The organism is Bradyrhizobium sp. WBAH42 (assembly GCF_024585265.1).
GTDB lineage: Bacteria > Pseudomonadota > Alphaproteobacteria > Rhizobiales > Xanthobacteraceae > Bradyrhizobium.
In genome coordinates this window covers 4,826,759-4,840,877 of the sequence record NZ_CP036533.1, presented here as the reverse complement: position 1 = coordinate 4,840,877, position 14,119 = coordinate 4,826,759, and the positions used below count along the sequence as shown (strand labels likewise).

The window sequence follows — 14,119 nt, the reverse complement described above, 5'->3', positions numbered from 1 at the left end:
ATCATGCACCACAGCCAGATCAATGGCGAAATCCGCAAGCTGATCGCCGAAGGCACCGTGCTGCCGGCACATCCCCTCGCGCTGACCGCCGAGCGCCAGCTCGACAAGACGCACCAGCGCGCGCTGACGCGCTATTACATCGACGCCGGGTCCGGTGGCCTTGCGGTCGGCGTGCACACCACGCAATTCGCGATCCGCGATGTCGGCCTCTACCGTCCCGTGCTCGAGCTCGCCGCCGAGACCGCCGCGAACTGGACCACGCGGCCGCTGGCGATGGTCGCCGGCCTCGCGGGTCCGACAAAGCAAGCGGTCAGCGAGGCCCGCACCGCGCGCGATATCGGTTACCACGCCGGCCTGCTCAGCCTCGCCGCGATGAAGAGCGCCTCCGAGGACGAGATCATCGCGCATTGCACGGCCGTTGCCGCAGAAATCCCGCTGGTCGGCTTCTACCTCCAGCCGGCGGTGGGCGGCGTCATCCTGTCCAGCCGGTTCTGGCAACGCTTTGCTTCGATCGACAATGTCATTGCCATCAAGGTCGCGCCGTTCAACCGCTACCGCACGCTCGATGTCCTGCGCGGCGTCGCGGCGGCGAGCGCGCTCGACCGCGTCGCGCTCTACACCGGCAATGACGATCACATCCTGCTCGACCTGGTGCTGCCGTTCGATCTTCGCGACAAAGGCGTGACCACCCGCACCTATTTCAAAGGCGGCCTGCTCGGCCATTGGTCAGTATGGACGGCCGAAGCGATCAAGCAGTTCGAGCGCTGCAAGGCGGCGCGGCACAAGGACAGCGTACCCGCCGACCTGCTCGCGCTCGATGCCCGCGTCACCGATTGCAACAGCGCCTTCTTCGATGTAGCCAACAATTTTCACGGCTGCATCGCCGGCTGCCACGAAGTCTTGCGGCGCCAGGGCCTGATGCGGAGCCTGTGGTGCCTCGATCCGAACGAGGGCCTCAGCCCAGGCCAGAAGGAGGAGATCGACCGCGTCACGCGCGAGCACGCCGACCTCAGCGATGATCAGTTCGTCGCCGCCAACTTGAACAAATGGCTGGCATGAGCTCAGACCCGTTCATCAGCCTGCAAGGCGTCCGCAAGGTCTATCGGAGCGGCGGCGCCGAATTTCTCGCCGTATCCGACGTCACCATGGACGTGGCTGAGGGTGAACTCGTCTCGTTGGTCGGCCCGTCCGGCTGCGGCAAGACCACGGTGATGAAGATCCTGGCCGGCCTGCATGGCGCCGACGGCGGCACCGTCAGGATAGGCAATGCCAACAGCCCGTTCGATCCGACGCGTGACATCGGCATGGTGTTCCAACAGGCGCTGCTGCTGAAGTGGCGGACGATCCTGGACAACGTGCTGCTGCCGGCCGAGATCGTCGGCCTGCCGATGAAGGCCGCGCGCGAGCGGGCGCGCGATCTGCTCAACCTCGTCGGGCTCGCCGGCTCCGAGCAGAAATATCCGCAGCAGCTGTCCGGCGGCATGCAGCAGCGCACCGCGATCGCGCGTGCCTTCATTCACGATCCAAAACTGATCCTGATGGACGAGCCGTTCGGCGCCCTGGACGCGCTGACGCGCGAGCAGATGAATCTGGAGATGCTGCGGATCTGGCGCGAGAGCGGCAAGACCATCATCTTCGTCACGCATTCGATACAGGAGGCGGTGTTCCTGTCGTCGCATTGCGCCGTGCTGACCGCGGGCCCGGCGAAGATGGCCGACTATTTCGCGATCGACCTGCCCTTCCCGCGCGACCTTCCGCTGAAGACCACGGACGCGTTCGGCGCCTATGCACGGCGAATCTATGCGAAGCTGGGCCTGGGCGCGGCGTAGGCCGCTCGCTCAGATCTCGTAGTCCCGTAGGGTGGGCAAAGCGAAGCGTGCCCACCACCTCTATCCGATTCCCGGAAAGATGGTGGGCACGGCGCAAGTGCGCCTTTGCCCACCCTACGAGAGCTGTACGCTCAGCTCTTGTTGCGCATCTTGCTCAGCAGATAAATGTCGTAAAAATTCTCCGCGATCTGCGTGTAGAACAACAACTCCTTCATATACGCGTCGTGACTGTCCTTGGTGCGCTTGAACAGGTCGCTCTTGGCGGCGAGCTCGTTCAGATGGTCCTGCGTCGCGTTGTAGCAGGCCTCCAGCACGGGTTGCGGGAACGCCTTCAGCTCCGCGCCGCCTGCGAGCAGGCGCTTGAGCGCCGCCGGATTCACACTGTCGTATTTTTCGAGCATCCAGGCCCCGGCCGCCGCGCCCGCCTGGTTGACGATCGCCTGATAGTGCTTGGGCAGCGAGGCCCATTTCTCGTCGTTGACGACCATGTGCAGCATCGCGCCGCCTTCCCACCAGCCGGGAAAGTAATAGTACTTGGCGACCTTGTGGAAACCGAGCTTCTCGTCGTCATAGGGACCGACGAATTCGGCGGCATCGATCGTGCCCTTCTCGAGGGCCGAATACACATCGCCACCGGCGATCTGCTGCGGCACGACGCCGAGCCTTGCCAGCACGTGGCCGCCCAAGCCTGCGATGCGGAATTTGAGACCCTTGAGGTCGTCGACGGTCTTGATCTCCTTGCGGAACCAGCCGCCCATCTGGGTGCCGGAATTGCCGCAGAGGATGGCGTGCGCCTTGAACGGCTTGAGCGCCTCGTTGGTGAGATCGGCGCCGCCGCCGAAATGCCACCACGATTCCTGGTGGCGATGGTTCATGCCGAACGGCGCGCCGGTGGCATAGGCCAGCGCCGGCTCCTTGCCGATGTAGAAATAGAGCGGCGTCTGCGCCATCTCCACCGAGGCGGTGCTGACCGCATCCAGCGCCTGCAGGCCGGGGACGATCTCGCCGGCGGCAAAAGTCTGGATCTGGAATTTGTTGTCGGTGGCCTCGGCAATATATTTCGCAAAGGTCTGCGCCGTGCCGTAGATGGTGTCGAGCGACTTCGGGAAGCTCGAGGTCAGGCGCCATTTGATCTCGGGCGCGCTCTGCGCGATCGCAGGTGCAGCAACCAGCGTCGTCGCGCCGGCAACCGCGCCGCCTTGCAGGAATGTACGGCGTTTCATGATGAGGACTCTCCCTTGAAGTAAGTTTCAAACATGCGGCTGCACGGCGACGGCCTTCGCGGACCGTTTGCCCGTTCCCAAAGCGGAGTTCAAGATGCGACAGAACGGCCTGTAGCTCGCTTCAAAGCAGCTTGGCGCTGACGAACAGCGCGCGCACGGCGTTGGTTGCCTGCACCGCCAGCATGGCGTTACCGGCAGCGCCTTCCAGGGCCGCGACGGCATCCTCGTGCAGCGAGCGAAATTCCATCCACTCGACCGACTTGAAGTTGGTGAGGAACTGATAGGCCTGGCCGACGGTCGCGATCGCCAACGTGTCGCCGTTCAGCTTGATCTTGAACGTCGTGCGCAGCGGGGTTTCGGAACTGGATGCATCACTCATGGGCTGCTTCTGGACGAGGACGGCTTAACGAAGGGGAAACGGCAGCCCCGCCGTCGCAGGCGAATTTCAGGAATCGGTGCTCGCGCGCTGCGAGGCGGTCGCCGCTCCGCGCAGGTTCGGCACCACGACCAGGCGGTTGAACTCGCCATTGTCGTAGGCCTTGATGAACCGATCATAGTCCTTGATCGAGACGCAGCCGTTGGAATCGCCGCGCGGCCCGAGCAAGTAGTTGTGGGTGAGCAGCCCGACGCGGCCGAGCGCGCTGGTGCCTTCGACCGGGGTCATGCGCAGCGCACGGACGCCGTGGAACGGCTTTTCGCGCGGCTTGAGGTCGTAGGTCGCCGGCGGCGTCGCGCCGACCATCCGGCGGTCGACATGTTCAGGGTCGTCCATCAGCGCGCCCAGGCCGGAATGGGCCTCCAACGCCACGCCGCTCGGCAGGTAAACCGCCTTGGCCGAGATGTCATAGACCGCCGTGCGCGAATCGTAGCCGAGAGCGGCGAGATCCGGCGCCTTGCTGAACAGGCCGTCGCCGGGCGTCAGCGAGGCCAGCCTGATCTTGTCGGTGAATTTTTCGAAGAAATTGCGGTTGTCGACCCTGAGGTTGGTGTCCGCATAGGCTTGGCTGGAGGCGATCTGGGCGGAGAAGTCCGCCTGGACCGGACGCGCGCGCGGCATCGGGATGGCGTCGGCGCGCTGCGAGGACCTCGCCTCCTCGGCCGCGGACCGGTCGTCCTCGGTCAGGATCGAGCGCCAGTCGTCGCCCTGGAGCTTCTGGGCGAGCATCGCCTTGGCGTCCCGCAGCTTGAGCTGGACCGCATTCACCGCCGAGCGCTCCAACACCCGCAGGCCGAGCTCGCGCGGCGACGAGTTGGCGGAGGCCGAAGCGAAACGGTCCTCGAATGAGGGGGCACTGGCCGGCGGCAACGCGGCGGAGACAAGCGGGGTCGAATCGCTGATGTCGGCGACCCACGCGGCGGCGCCAAGCGCCAGCGCGACCCCTGCCAGAGACAGCAGAATCGTTTCAGCCCGCCCGACACGGCGGCGCGACAACAGCCTTTCGGCGTGTGCTGCGTCGGAAACCATCAGATCCCCAAATCGACCCCCGGGGGACCCAACCCCCACCCGGAGAGACTCTATACCAGCTACCACATTGGGAGCCAAAAGTTAGGCATAATCGCGGCCGGTGAGACACCTCTGGGGGTATCCAATGACCGATACTTTCGACCTAGAACGGTTCGTCCAGGCCCAAAACCCGGTTTTTCGCGATGTCCTGGGCGAGCTGACCCGGGGCCGGAAGCAGACTCACTGGATGTGGTTCATTTTCCCCCAGGTCGCAGGTCTCGGCGCCAGCGCCATGTCGCAGCGTTACGCCATCAGCTCCCGCGCGGAGGCTGAGGCCTATCTCGCCCACCCCATCCTGGGCGGGCGCCTCATCGAATGCACCAGGCTGGTGCTCGCGGTCGAGGGCCGGACCATCAACGCGATCCTCGGCGCGCCGGATGACGCCAAATTCCGCTCGTCGATGACGCTGTTCGGCGCGGTATCCGACGAGCCCGTCTTCGATCAGGCGCTCGCCCGATATTTCGCAAGCGAGCCTGACGGCGCCACGCTGGAGATCCTTGCCAGGCTCGATCGGACATCCCCCTAAGCCGGCCAGGTAGCGTAAACCGCAGATTAACAGGACCACCCTATCGTCCGGGCAAAATAATTCTCCGTTATTTGCCGGACTGACCATGAAAATCGGTACGCTCCTGACCAGCGCCATCGTCTCGCTCTCGACCGTCGGGGGCGGCCTCGCCGTCTACGTCGCCGTGACGAAATACCAGACGATGGAGCGGATCACCGAGGCGCAGGGGCGGCTCGCGATCGTCCGTGCGGTCAGCGACATCCCGCGCTATCTCAATCCGGAGCGCGGCTATTCCACCAACATCCTGTACGGGCCTGCGGCCATCGACCCCGCGCTGCTGGCCGAGCAGGACAAGCTGCGCAAGCAGACCGACAGCGCCCGCGACAAGATGAACGCACTGCGCAAGGAGCTGCCCGGCCCGTTCGACGACGGCACCACGATCGGAAGCAACATCGACGGCATCAACGCGAAGTTCACCGGCTTGCGCGAGGCCATCGACAAGGCGCTGGCAGGTCCCGCCGAGGCGCGCAAAGACGCCGCCAAGAAGATCGTCGCAGACAATGCCGTGCTCAACGGCGGCGTGACCGCGCTGCTCAACGAGCAGGTCCGCCGCATGGCGATCCTGAACGGTGACGCCTACCGGCAGGCCAGCTACGCCAATATCGCGATGACGCTGCGCGACGTCGGCGGCTTCAACTCGAGCCTGCACAAGAATCTCGTTGGCGGGAAGAAGCCGGCGACCGATGCCGAGAAGGCCGACATCAGCCGCTCGCAGGGCCGCAACGACCAGCTCGTGATGGCGCTGCTGGAATTGCGCGGCAATCCGGCAACGCCCGCCAACGTCGCCGCGGCGCTGGAGAAGTTCAATTCGGTTTATGTCGAGGAGTTCGGCCGCGAGCTCAAGCTGGCGAAGGACGGCGCCGTCACCGGCAAGTACGAGCACGACGTGGATACCTACTACGCCGCCACTCAGCGCGGCCTGTCCACCGTCATCGCGGTCCGCGACGCCTTCTACGACAACGCGGAGCAGATCCTCGCCGGCGCCTCCTCCGCCGCGCGCACCAGCTTCACGATCGCCCTCGTCGGCCTCGTCGCCGTGCTGATGGCCAGCGTCGGCCTCATCGTGACGGTTCGCCGCCGCGTCTGCGCGCCGATCGTCGGCCTGACGACGCGGATGTCGCGGCTCGCCGACGGCGAGGTTGCGGAAGAGATTCCCGGCGCCGCGCGCTCCGACGAGATCGGCGCGATGGCCGCGGCCGTTCGGATCTTCAAGGACAACATGATCCGGGCCGACCGGCTCGCGGCCGAGAAGCAGGCCGAGAACGACGGCAAGATGCGCCGCGCCCAGGCGCTCGACGATCTCACCCGCGCCTTCGAGGCCAAGGTCACCGAGCTGGTCGGCGGCCTCTCGCGAGCCTCGGCGGCGATGGAAAGCACCGCGCAGTCGATGACCTCGACGGCTGCGCAGACCAACAGCCAGGCCGCCGTGGTCGCCGCCGCCTCCGAGCAGACCTCGACCAACGTGCAGACCGTCGCGAGCGCCACCGAAGAGCTGACCTCCTCGATCGCGGAGATCGGTCGTCAGGTCGCCCAAAGCACCGAGATCGCGGCCCGTGCCGTCGACAACGCCCGCCGCACTGGCGACACCGCGCGCACGCTCGCCGAGGGCGCCCAGAAGATCGGCGACGTCGTGACGCTGATCCAGAGCATCGCCGAGCAGACCAACCTGCTTGCGCTGAACGCGACCATCGAGGCTGCCCGTGCCGGCGAAGCCGGCCGCGGCTTTGCCGTGGTCGCCTCCGAAGTGAAGTCGCTGGCCGGCCAAACCGCCAAGGCCACGACCGAGATCTCCGAGCAGATCACCGCGATCCAGTCCGCGAGCGACGAGACGGTGGCGGCGATCCGCAACGTCGCCGACGTCATCGCCGAGATCGACCAGATCGGCACCGCGATCGCGGCGGCGATCGAGGAGCAGGGCTCGGCGACCAAGGAGATCGCCCGCAGCGTTCAGGAGGCCGCCCGCGGCACCCAGGAGGTCAACAGCAACATTTCCGGCGTGCAGCGCGCCGCCGACGACACCGGCGCCGCGGCGCGAGAGGTGCTGGGCGCGGCCGAGCAGCTCTCGACCCAGTCGCGCGATCTCGCCGGCCAGTTCGAGCGCTTTCTCGGCGAGGTCCGGACGGCGTAGCGCGACGTCAATACGGCGGTGCCTTGCGCGTCCGTTGTGCTTTCGCCGCCTCGATCCACCAGGCCAGATCGTCGGCGAAGCGCGGGAAGGAGCGCTCCAGGGCCTTGCCGCCGTCGCCGATCGGTTCGCCGGCCTCCGACAGCGTCTGCGCGATCGGGCCGACGCCGATGGTGCTCGACACCACCACCATGCCCATCTCCGAGAGCGTGCCGTGCCAGGCCGTCGCCGCACGGGCACCGGACAGCCGGCCGGCCGAATAGCTCACGATCGCGGCCGGGCGCCAGAACCATTCCTCCAGGAAGTGGTCGGTGAGGTTCTTCAGGCCGGGCTGGATGCCCCAATTGTACTCGCCGGTGACGAAGACGAATCCGTCGGCGTCGCGGATCTGCCCGGCCAGCTTCTCCAGCGCCTCCGGCGCCGAGCCCTTGGGATATTCCTTGTACATGCGGTCCAGCATCGGCAGCCCGATCGCCTTGGCGTCGATGAACTCGACGTCCTCGCCGCGGCCGCGCAGCCGGTCGATGACGAAATTCGCAAGGCGGATGCCCATGCGGTCGGAACGGTAGGAACCGTAGAGAACGAGAATGCGATTGCTCATGGCCGAACGGTAGCACGAAACCGGCGCCCAGCCCTACTCGATTTGTCGCGCTACCTTCTGCGACCGCGGTCCAGCGTTTGCGACGGCGTCTCGCCGAACTGGTCGCGATAGCCTCTGGAGAAATCGCTGAGATGCCAGAAGCCATACGCCAGCGCGACTGCCTTGACGCTGTCGGCGCCGGCGAGAAGGCGCCGGCGCACCAGCCACAGCCGGTGCAGACGCAAGTAGCGGTGCAGGCTCATGCCGCGGTAGCGGCGAACGATGTCGTGCATGGTGCGAACGGACAGCCCGAGCTTGCGCGCGATCTCATCGCTATAAATCGGCTCCGACAGGTCCTCAGACAGCAGTGCGCGGATGTCCTGGAACATCCTGAAATTCCGTCCGTCGTTGGGACCCAGGGTCCAGCGGGCCGAAACGATGGTTGCAAAGGCGTCGTCGACGGCTCCGAGCAGGGACTCCTTCATCGCCGCGCCCTTCAACAAGAGCTCCCGTGCGTCGACCGGGCCGGACGCCTCGGCCAGCACTTCGCGAACCACGCCGCGCAACCGCTGCAAGCCGACCGGGGAGATTTCAAAAATCTTGAAGCTCGAGAGCGTGAGCGGCCAACCACGATCCCTCACCTCGGGCCGGAAAATCACCGAGGCGATTTGCCGCTGCACCTCCTCGATGGTGGTGTAGGCCGCTCCGCCGTTGCCAATGACCACGACCGGTCGCGCACGTTGCGAGCCGTTGAAGCGAATCGGTACGTTGAGATCGTCCATCGTGAAGCCGATCGCAGTGCAATTCTCCACGAGTTGTGCGTCAACCACCCGCGGAAACGCGCGCGTCAAATTCACGTCGCAGCCGGGCAAGGCGAGGATTGTCTGCTCAGCCGAAATCTTCCGCACAAAAGGGGTGAATTCGAAGTTCAGCCCGCGTATGGCGTTTCGAAATTCGTCGACGTCTGAAAAGCGAAATGTTTTGAGTGCCGACCTCGGCACATCGTCAATGCTGTTCATGGAAACAAGAAAATGCCGCGCCGCTCTGGATCTGCGTCCGGCCGCGGGGTGCCGGTTCGCTTCCTCCTTCGATTATTTCGTCAGAATCGATCGTAACTGTGGCCTGATTAAATGGAGAGGGGTCGGTTGAAAGAACAATCCGGGACAACCCGGTCTCGCCGAATTTCGATAACGTTTCCTACAAGGCCGGCGGTGCGCCAATACCCGAGCCTTCGAGGATTAAAATTCAAATTAACGCCTTTGAGGCGGAATGACCGTCGTTTGATGGTTCAATTTATTTAATTTCAGGCTCCTGCCATGATGGCAAACTCGCCTGCTGATAGTCTGGTCGATCTGGAGAACGCGGTTGCAACATGTCCGCTGGACCGGTGTGCTCGCATCCTCTCAGGCATATTGCAACTGCTCACAAGCAGCCGCGACCGATCTCAGGAATTACTCGCCGACATGGCCGACGGCGTCCTGCTACGGCTGGTCGAGCGGGTTGAGGCCAGCACGCTGATTGATGTCAGCGCGGCGCTCGCAGAGCTCAAAGTGGCTCCGCCGAAGACCGTGCGACGTCTCGCCTCGCACCACGATCCGGAAGTCGCCTGCCCTGTCTTGCTCCGCTCGCAATCACTGTCCACGGCCGATCTCAAGTCGGTCGCAGCCGCGAGCGGCGAACGACAACAATGTGCGATCGCCGGCCGCGCGCCGATCGATCCACTGGTGATCGAGACGCTGATCAAGTGTGGCGCCCCCAGTGTTTGTCTCGCACTGATCGGCAACAGGGAGGCAAGATTCTCCGATGCCGCCTACGTTGCATTGATTGAGAAGTGCCTGTCGGATGACGAACTGACCAAAGCTCTGGCGCTCAGGCCGGACACGCCCGATAGGGTCATGCGGGAGTTGCTGTCGGCCTTGCCAGCGCCGAAATCTGGCACAGGGCCGAAGGCCATCGGCTCGCATCAGACCGCAACGGCCGCGCCGAACGTCGCGAGGCTGCCCTGCGCCGCCGCTTATGCACGCGCGCGGCCGGAAATCGTCGCGCTCAACCGCACCGGCAAGCTCAACGATTCCACGGTAAACCGCTTCGCCATTCGCGGCGAGACTGCCAACCTCGTTACGGCGCTGTCGGTGCTGTCGGGCACTCCCATCGAGATCGTCGAGCATGTCATCACCGACGAGGATTGCGAGGGTCTCGTCATGGCCTGCCGCGCCTCGCGGCTGAATTGGCAGACCACGCTCGCCATCCTGAGCAACCGCTGCGGCACGCGGCTTTCCTTCGCCGAGCGCGGACGCGCACAGCACATTTTCGAGACGTTGCTGCTGTCGACCAGCCAGTGGACGGTGCGTTGGGGCGAAATTGCCGCAAACGCCAAGGAGAGCGGTCGGGGTCATCGGGACGCAAAGAACATGGGGGTTAGCTGATGAAGTTCGACGGTCGAAAAGCCGCCCGCGTGAAGCTGGACCACAGGCAGCCGGTCAATCTCATGGGGTCCGACGGCACCTGGCGGCGCAGCTGCGTCCTGCTCGACGTATCGCAGACGGGCGCGAAGGTCGAGGTCGAGGGCACGCTCGACGTGCTCAAGGCCAAGGAATTCTTCATGGTGCTGTCGTCGACAGGCCTCGCCTACCGGCGCTGCGAGCTGGTCTGGATCGACGGCACCACCGCCGGCGTCCATTTCATTACCGTTGACGGCAAGAAGAAATCTGCCGGCGCACCAGCGCCCGGGCAGAACGCGGTCCAGGTCAAATAGAGGCAAATAGAATTCGAAGATTCCACCCGCAGTTTTCACATCCAGATAGTCGCAATCCAGGTCAGACCGTGCAAGACGCGCGAACCAGATCCGGCTCCGTCAATGGTGACGCCGGCATCCGAACGACGGCAACGGCTCGTCCCCTCCTGCACGTGCTGGCCGACACGTCCGACAAGCTCTCGGGCATCTGCTCGATCCTCCAGGAGAGGTTCGCCATTGCAGGCGAGCGGCTCGATGCCGATTCCAGGCTGTCGCAGACACCGGTCGCCATCGTCATTCGCGCGGAGCTGCGCGACGTCGACAATATCGCCGCCATCAAGCAGCGGGCTGCCAAGTTGGCGAAGGTCGGGAAGCGCATCTTCCTGCTCGAGCACACCTCCCACGTCTGCATTTCCCAGGCCTATGCGCTCGGGGCGACGCTGGTCCTTCCCAGCACGGTCGGCCGGACCAAGCTGCTGGCGGCACTGGCCGATCCGGCCGACGGGCCGTCCGCTTCGTCAGGCGATACGCTGCAATCCGACAACGCCGTCGAGACCGCAGCGACCGCGATCGCATCGATGTTCGCGGCTGTCACCTTGGGCCAGCCGCTCGATGTCGATGGTGCCAAGGAGGCCGGTCGCCAGATCGCCGAGCGCATCACCCGGCAGGGCCTGACCGAGTGGCTCATGACGGTGCGGCGCCACCACGAAGGAACCTATCAGCACTGCCTACTGGTGACCGGTCTCGCCATCGACTTCGGACTGAGCCTTGGCGTCGGCAGGGCCGACCTGGAACGTCTCTACTCGGCGGCCATGTTCCATGACATCGGCAAGGCGCAGATTCCGCTCGCGGTGCTCGACAAGCCTGGTCGCCTCGATGCCACGGAACGCGCGCTGATCGAAACGCATCCGGCCGCTGGCTACGACTTTCTCAAGGACCATGACGGAATCTCGCGGGAGATCCTCGATGCCGTTCGCCACCATCACGAGTATCTGGACGGGAGCGGCTATCCCGATGCGCTCTGCGGCGAGAGCATTTGCGATATCGTCAGGATTCTAACGATCTCGGACATCTTCGCAGCGCTGATCGAGCACCGGCACTACAAGCCGACCATGCCGCGCGCGGAGGCCTACGACGTTCTGTGCGGGATGAATGGCAAGCTGGAAAAGGCGCTGGTCCGCTCGTTCAAGCAGGTCGCGCTCACACGATGAGCGCTGTACCCCGTCTCGAACGCCGCCTCAATGCGTCGCACGATAGCTGGCGCGACGCGGGATGGAGCGGCAGGCCAGCCCGTCGGCCAGCAGCTTCATGTCCTCGTGCCGGCCGCTGCGAATCAGTCGGCCGAACTCTTCGGGTGTGAAAGGAAGACTTGGATCATCATCGATCTTGTGCCGCAATCGCGGACCGAAGAACCGCCGAACCAGGCTAGCCAGCCGCCGCATGTCAATTCCCTCGCGCCAGCAACAAACCTCTCAGTCCGCATATTGTTCCTCCCGCAACTTCGAGATTGCAAGAGGCCACTCGCGACGCCGCACCAAAAAAATTTCCGCCAGAGAATAATCTCCTCTTGCTCGCGCTAATCGGCAAAACCCACGTGACGCACGAACTCGTGGTTGTGCTCGCGGTCCGAGCGAACTGCGTTCGCGGCAAAGCTGTCGTCGGGATAGCCCATCGCGACGCTCATGATGACCTCGTCCTTCCCGGAATCTTGGCGACCTCGCGCACAATGTCGGAGCGCATGGCGATGTCGACCTGCCGGGTGCGATCACCGCGCGCGGCACCGGCGTGTTTTTGAAGCCACGCACGTTGCGGCGCGACTGGACCAGCGTCTCGAATTCCACCTCGTGAACCTCCCTGCCCGCTCGTCCGGCGTTGCGACAGACCACCGGTTGCCGATGCGGCGCGCAAAACCTATGCTAATGACCAAGCAAGACCAAGAACCCTGTGAGGAAGTCCATGGCCGCACCGCTCGATCCCGTCATCGCCCAGATCATTCCGCTCATGCCGATGCGCGATCCCACGGGCATGACGCCACAGAGCGCCCGCGATTCCTTGCGCGCACTCGCTGCCTCGCGCGCGGCCATTCCGCCGCCGCCCGTCGATAGCGTCGAGGATATCAAGGTGAAAGGCGGCGCCGGTCCGCTTCCTGCACGGGTCTACCGGAACGGCAGCCCGCCGGCACCGACCGTGGTGTTCTTCCATGGCGGCGGCTGGGTTGCGGGCGATCTCGAAACCCACGACCGGCAGGCGCGCAACCTTGCGATCGAGACCGGCGCGGTCGTCGTCTCCGTCGACTATCGACGTCCGCCCGAGACGCGCTTTCCCGGCGCCTTCGAGGATGCCTTCGCCGCGGTGAGCGACGTGTTTGGCCGCATCGCGGAATTTGGCGGTGACGCAAAGCGCTTCGGCGTTGCCGGCGACAGCGCCGGCGGCAATCTCGCTGCGACGACCGCGATCGCCTGCCGCGATGCCGGCATCAAGCTCGCCGCGCAGCTCCTGGTCTATCCGGTCACCGACGTCGTCGGCGCTTATGCCGATGCGGGCGAGAACGCACGCTATCCCTCGCGCGCGGAGAACGCCGACGGCTACTTCCTCACGCGCGCGACCATGGAATGGTTCTGCGGCCACTATCTCGCCGATCCCGCGCACGCCGGCGACTGGCGCGTCTCGCCGCTGCGGGCCGCATCGCTGGCCGGCGTCGCGCCGGCGGTCGTGACCACCGCGTGGTTCGATCCCCTGCGCGACGAAGGCGCGGCCTATGCGCGGGCGCTGGAAGCGGCCGGCATCCGCGTCAAGCATCATGAGGGCCCCGGCCTGATCCACGGCTATTTCGGCATGGGCGACGCCTCCGACGCCGCGCGCGCCGAAGCCCAGCGCGCGCGGGCCGACTTCAAGGCGCTGCTCGTGCGCGGCGTGTGAAGGCGATCAGGCGCTCTGCGCCCGCTGCGCCGCGGTGTGCCCCCAGACCTCGTCCCAATCCTGGCCGGCGGCATCGACCACGCGGCCGTCGGCCTCGAAGAACTTGTTCGGCACCTGGAAGATCGCCAGGATCAGCGCGCCGTCCGGGCACCAGGCGGCGTGCCGGCTGCCCGCCTCGCGCCAGATGAATTCGCCGGCCTTGCAGGCAATGCCCTTGGCCGGGCCCTCCTTGTCGACGAGCGCACCTTCGATGACCCAGCTCTGCTCGATGCCGACATGCTCGTGATCAGGCAGCACCGATCCCGGCGCAAAGCGCATCAAGGCGGTCATCAGCCCCGTGCCGCGATCGAACAGCAGCGTCTTGGCCTCGCAGCCCGGAAAGCGCGTCTTCTGCCAATCCATGTCATGGGGGCGAACCAGGTGCGAATGCCGCTCAGCGGCGCCCTGGTCGTGCGGGATCGCGGCGTCCATCACGATGCTTCCTCTCCATCTCGAGGGACCGACGCTAGCAGGATCGCCCGATGAGGTCAGCGAGCAGTGCAACAGAGGCGACATCTTCCGCGCTCGAAGCGCAAAAATCAGCGGGGCGAGCGGGCGGCCGGTGCTCATCCTGCTTGATTGCGCCACGATTTGCGGCTCC

Annotated in this window: 15 protein-coding genes; 8 read left to right on the top strand and 7 right to left on the bottom strand. The window is 65.1% G+C overall.

The features are described 5' to 3' along the window. The first annotated feature begins 3 nt into the window (after positions 1-3). Together DCG74_RS22550 and DCG74_RS22545 are read left to right on the top strand one after the other, a co-directional pair. Positions 4-1,059 (top strand): dihydrodipicolinate synthase family protein, encoded by a 1,056-nt coding sequence (locus tag DCG74_RS22550; protein ID WP_172788538.1) that lies wholly within the window; start codon positions 4-6, stop codon positions 1,057-1,059. After that, positions 1,047-1,829: an ABC transporter ATP-binding protein gene (locus DCG74_RS22545; RefSeq protein ID WP_172788537.1), complete on the top strand. Its 783-nt coding sequence runs from the start codon at positions 1,047-1,049 to the stop codon at positions 1,827-1,829. The genes DCG74_RS22550 and DCG74_RS22545 overlap by 13 nt, the downstream gene beginning before the upstream one ends. A 131-nt stretch (positions 1,830-1,960) precedes the next feature. Here DCG74_RS22545 and DCG74_RS22540 read toward each other — a convergent pair whose 3' ends face one another. From DCG74_RS22540 to DCG74_RS22530, 3 genes are all read right to left on the bottom strand, one after another. Next, complete coding sequence (locus DCG74_RS22540) at positions 1,961-3,052, bottom strand: TRAP transporter substrate-binding protein (protein ID WP_172788536.1); 1,092 nt, start codon at positions 3,050-3,052, stop codon at positions 1,961-1,963. Between the two features lie 121 nt (positions 3,053-3,173). Further along, a complete protein-coding gene (locus tag DCG74_RS22535; protein WP_172788535.1) occupies positions 3,174-3,431 on the bottom strand; it encodes a hypothetical protein in 258 nt (85 codons plus the stop codon). A 66-nt stretch (positions 3,432-3,497) separates the two neighbouring features. After that, complete coding sequence (locus DCG74_RS22530) at positions 3,498-4,448, bottom strand: DUF2778 domain-containing protein (protein ID WP_246708995.1); 951 nt, start codon at positions 4,446-4,448, stop codon at positions 3,498-3,500. Between the two features lie 193 nt (positions 4,449-4,641). Between DCG74_RS22530 and DCG74_RS22525 the strand changes: the two genes are divergently transcribed. Both DCG74_RS22525 and DCG74_RS22520 read left to right on the top strand, forming a co-directional pair. Then, positions 4,642-5,082, top strand: coding sequence for a DUF1810 domain-containing protein (locus DCG74_RS22525; protein ID WP_172788533.1), 441 nt, complete (start codon positions 4,642-4,644; stop codon positions 5,080-5,082). An 85-nt stretch (positions 5,083-5,167) separates the two neighbouring features. Continuing rightward, a complete protein-coding gene (locus DCG74_RS22520; RefSeq protein WP_172788532.1) occupies positions 5,168-7,249 on the top strand; it encodes a methyl-accepting chemotaxis protein in 2,082 nt (693 codons plus the stop codon). Positions 7,250-7,256: 7 nt separating this feature from the next. Here DCG74_RS22520 and DCG74_RS22515 read toward each other — a convergent pair whose 3' ends face one another. Continuing rightward, the gene (locus DCG74_RS22515; RefSeq protein ID WP_172788531.1) at positions 7,257-7,847 is read right to left on the bottom strand and encodes an NADPH-dependent FMN reductase; all 591 of its coding nucleotides are present in this window, start codon (positions 7,845-7,847) and stop codon (positions 7,257-7,259) included. A gap of 50 nt (positions 7,848-7,897) precedes the next feature. Further along, complete coding sequence (locus DCG74_RS22510) at positions 7,898-8,845, bottom strand: AraC family transcriptional regulator (protein ID WP_172788530.1); 948 nt, start codon at positions 8,843-8,845, stop codon at positions 7,898-7,900. A 297-nt stretch (positions 8,846-9,142) separates the two neighbouring features. Between DCG74_RS22510 and DCG74_RS22505 the strand changes: the two genes are divergently transcribed. The 3 genes from DCG74_RS22505 (at position 9,143) to DCG74_RS22495 (ending at position 11,771) form a co-directional block, all read left to right on the top strand. Beyond that, complete coding sequence (locus tag DCG74_RS22505) at positions 9,143-10,252, top strand: DUF2336 domain-containing protein (RefSeq protein WP_172788529.1); 1,110 nt, start codon at positions 9,143-9,145, stop codon at positions 10,250-10,252. Continuing rightward, a complete protein-coding gene (locus DCG74_RS22500) occupies positions 10,252-10,581 on the top strand; it encodes a PilZ domain-containing protein (RefSeq protein ID WP_172788528.1) in 330 nt (109 codons plus the stop codon). Before DCG74_RS22505 ends, DCG74_RS22500 begins: the two co-directional genes overlap by 1 nt. A gap of 68 nt (positions 10,582-10,649) precedes the next feature. Beyond that, complete coding sequence (locus DCG74_RS22495) at positions 10,650-11,771, top strand: HD-GYP domain-containing protein (protein WP_172788527.1); 1,122 nt, start codon at positions 10,650-10,652, stop codon at positions 11,769-11,771. Positions 11,772-11,798: 27 nt separating this feature from the next. Here DCG74_RS22495 and DCG74_RS22490 read toward each other — a convergent pair whose 3' ends face one another. After that, complete coding sequence (locus tag DCG74_RS22490; RefSeq protein WP_257187392.1) at positions 11,799-11,957, bottom strand: hypothetical protein; 159 nt, start codon at positions 11,955-11,957, stop codon at positions 11,799-11,801. Between the two features lie 559 nt (positions 11,958-12,516). Here DCG74_RS22490 and DCG74_RS22485 point away from each other — a divergent pair. Further along, positions 12,517-13,479 (top strand): alpha/beta hydrolase, encoded by a 963-nt coding sequence (locus tag DCG74_RS22485; RefSeq protein ID WP_172788526.1) that lies wholly within the window; start codon positions 12,517-12,519, stop codon positions 13,477-13,479. Positions 13,480-13,485: 6 nt separating this feature from the next. On the opposite strand, the gene DCG74_RS22480 is transcribed toward DCG74_RS22485, so the two are convergent. Further along, positions 13,486-13,950, bottom strand: coding sequence for a cupin domain-containing protein (locus tag DCG74_RS22480; RefSeq protein ID WP_172788525.1), 465 nt, complete (start codon positions 13,948-13,950; stop codon positions 13,486-13,488). Between the last annotated feature and the right edge of the window lie 169 nt (positions 13,951-14,119).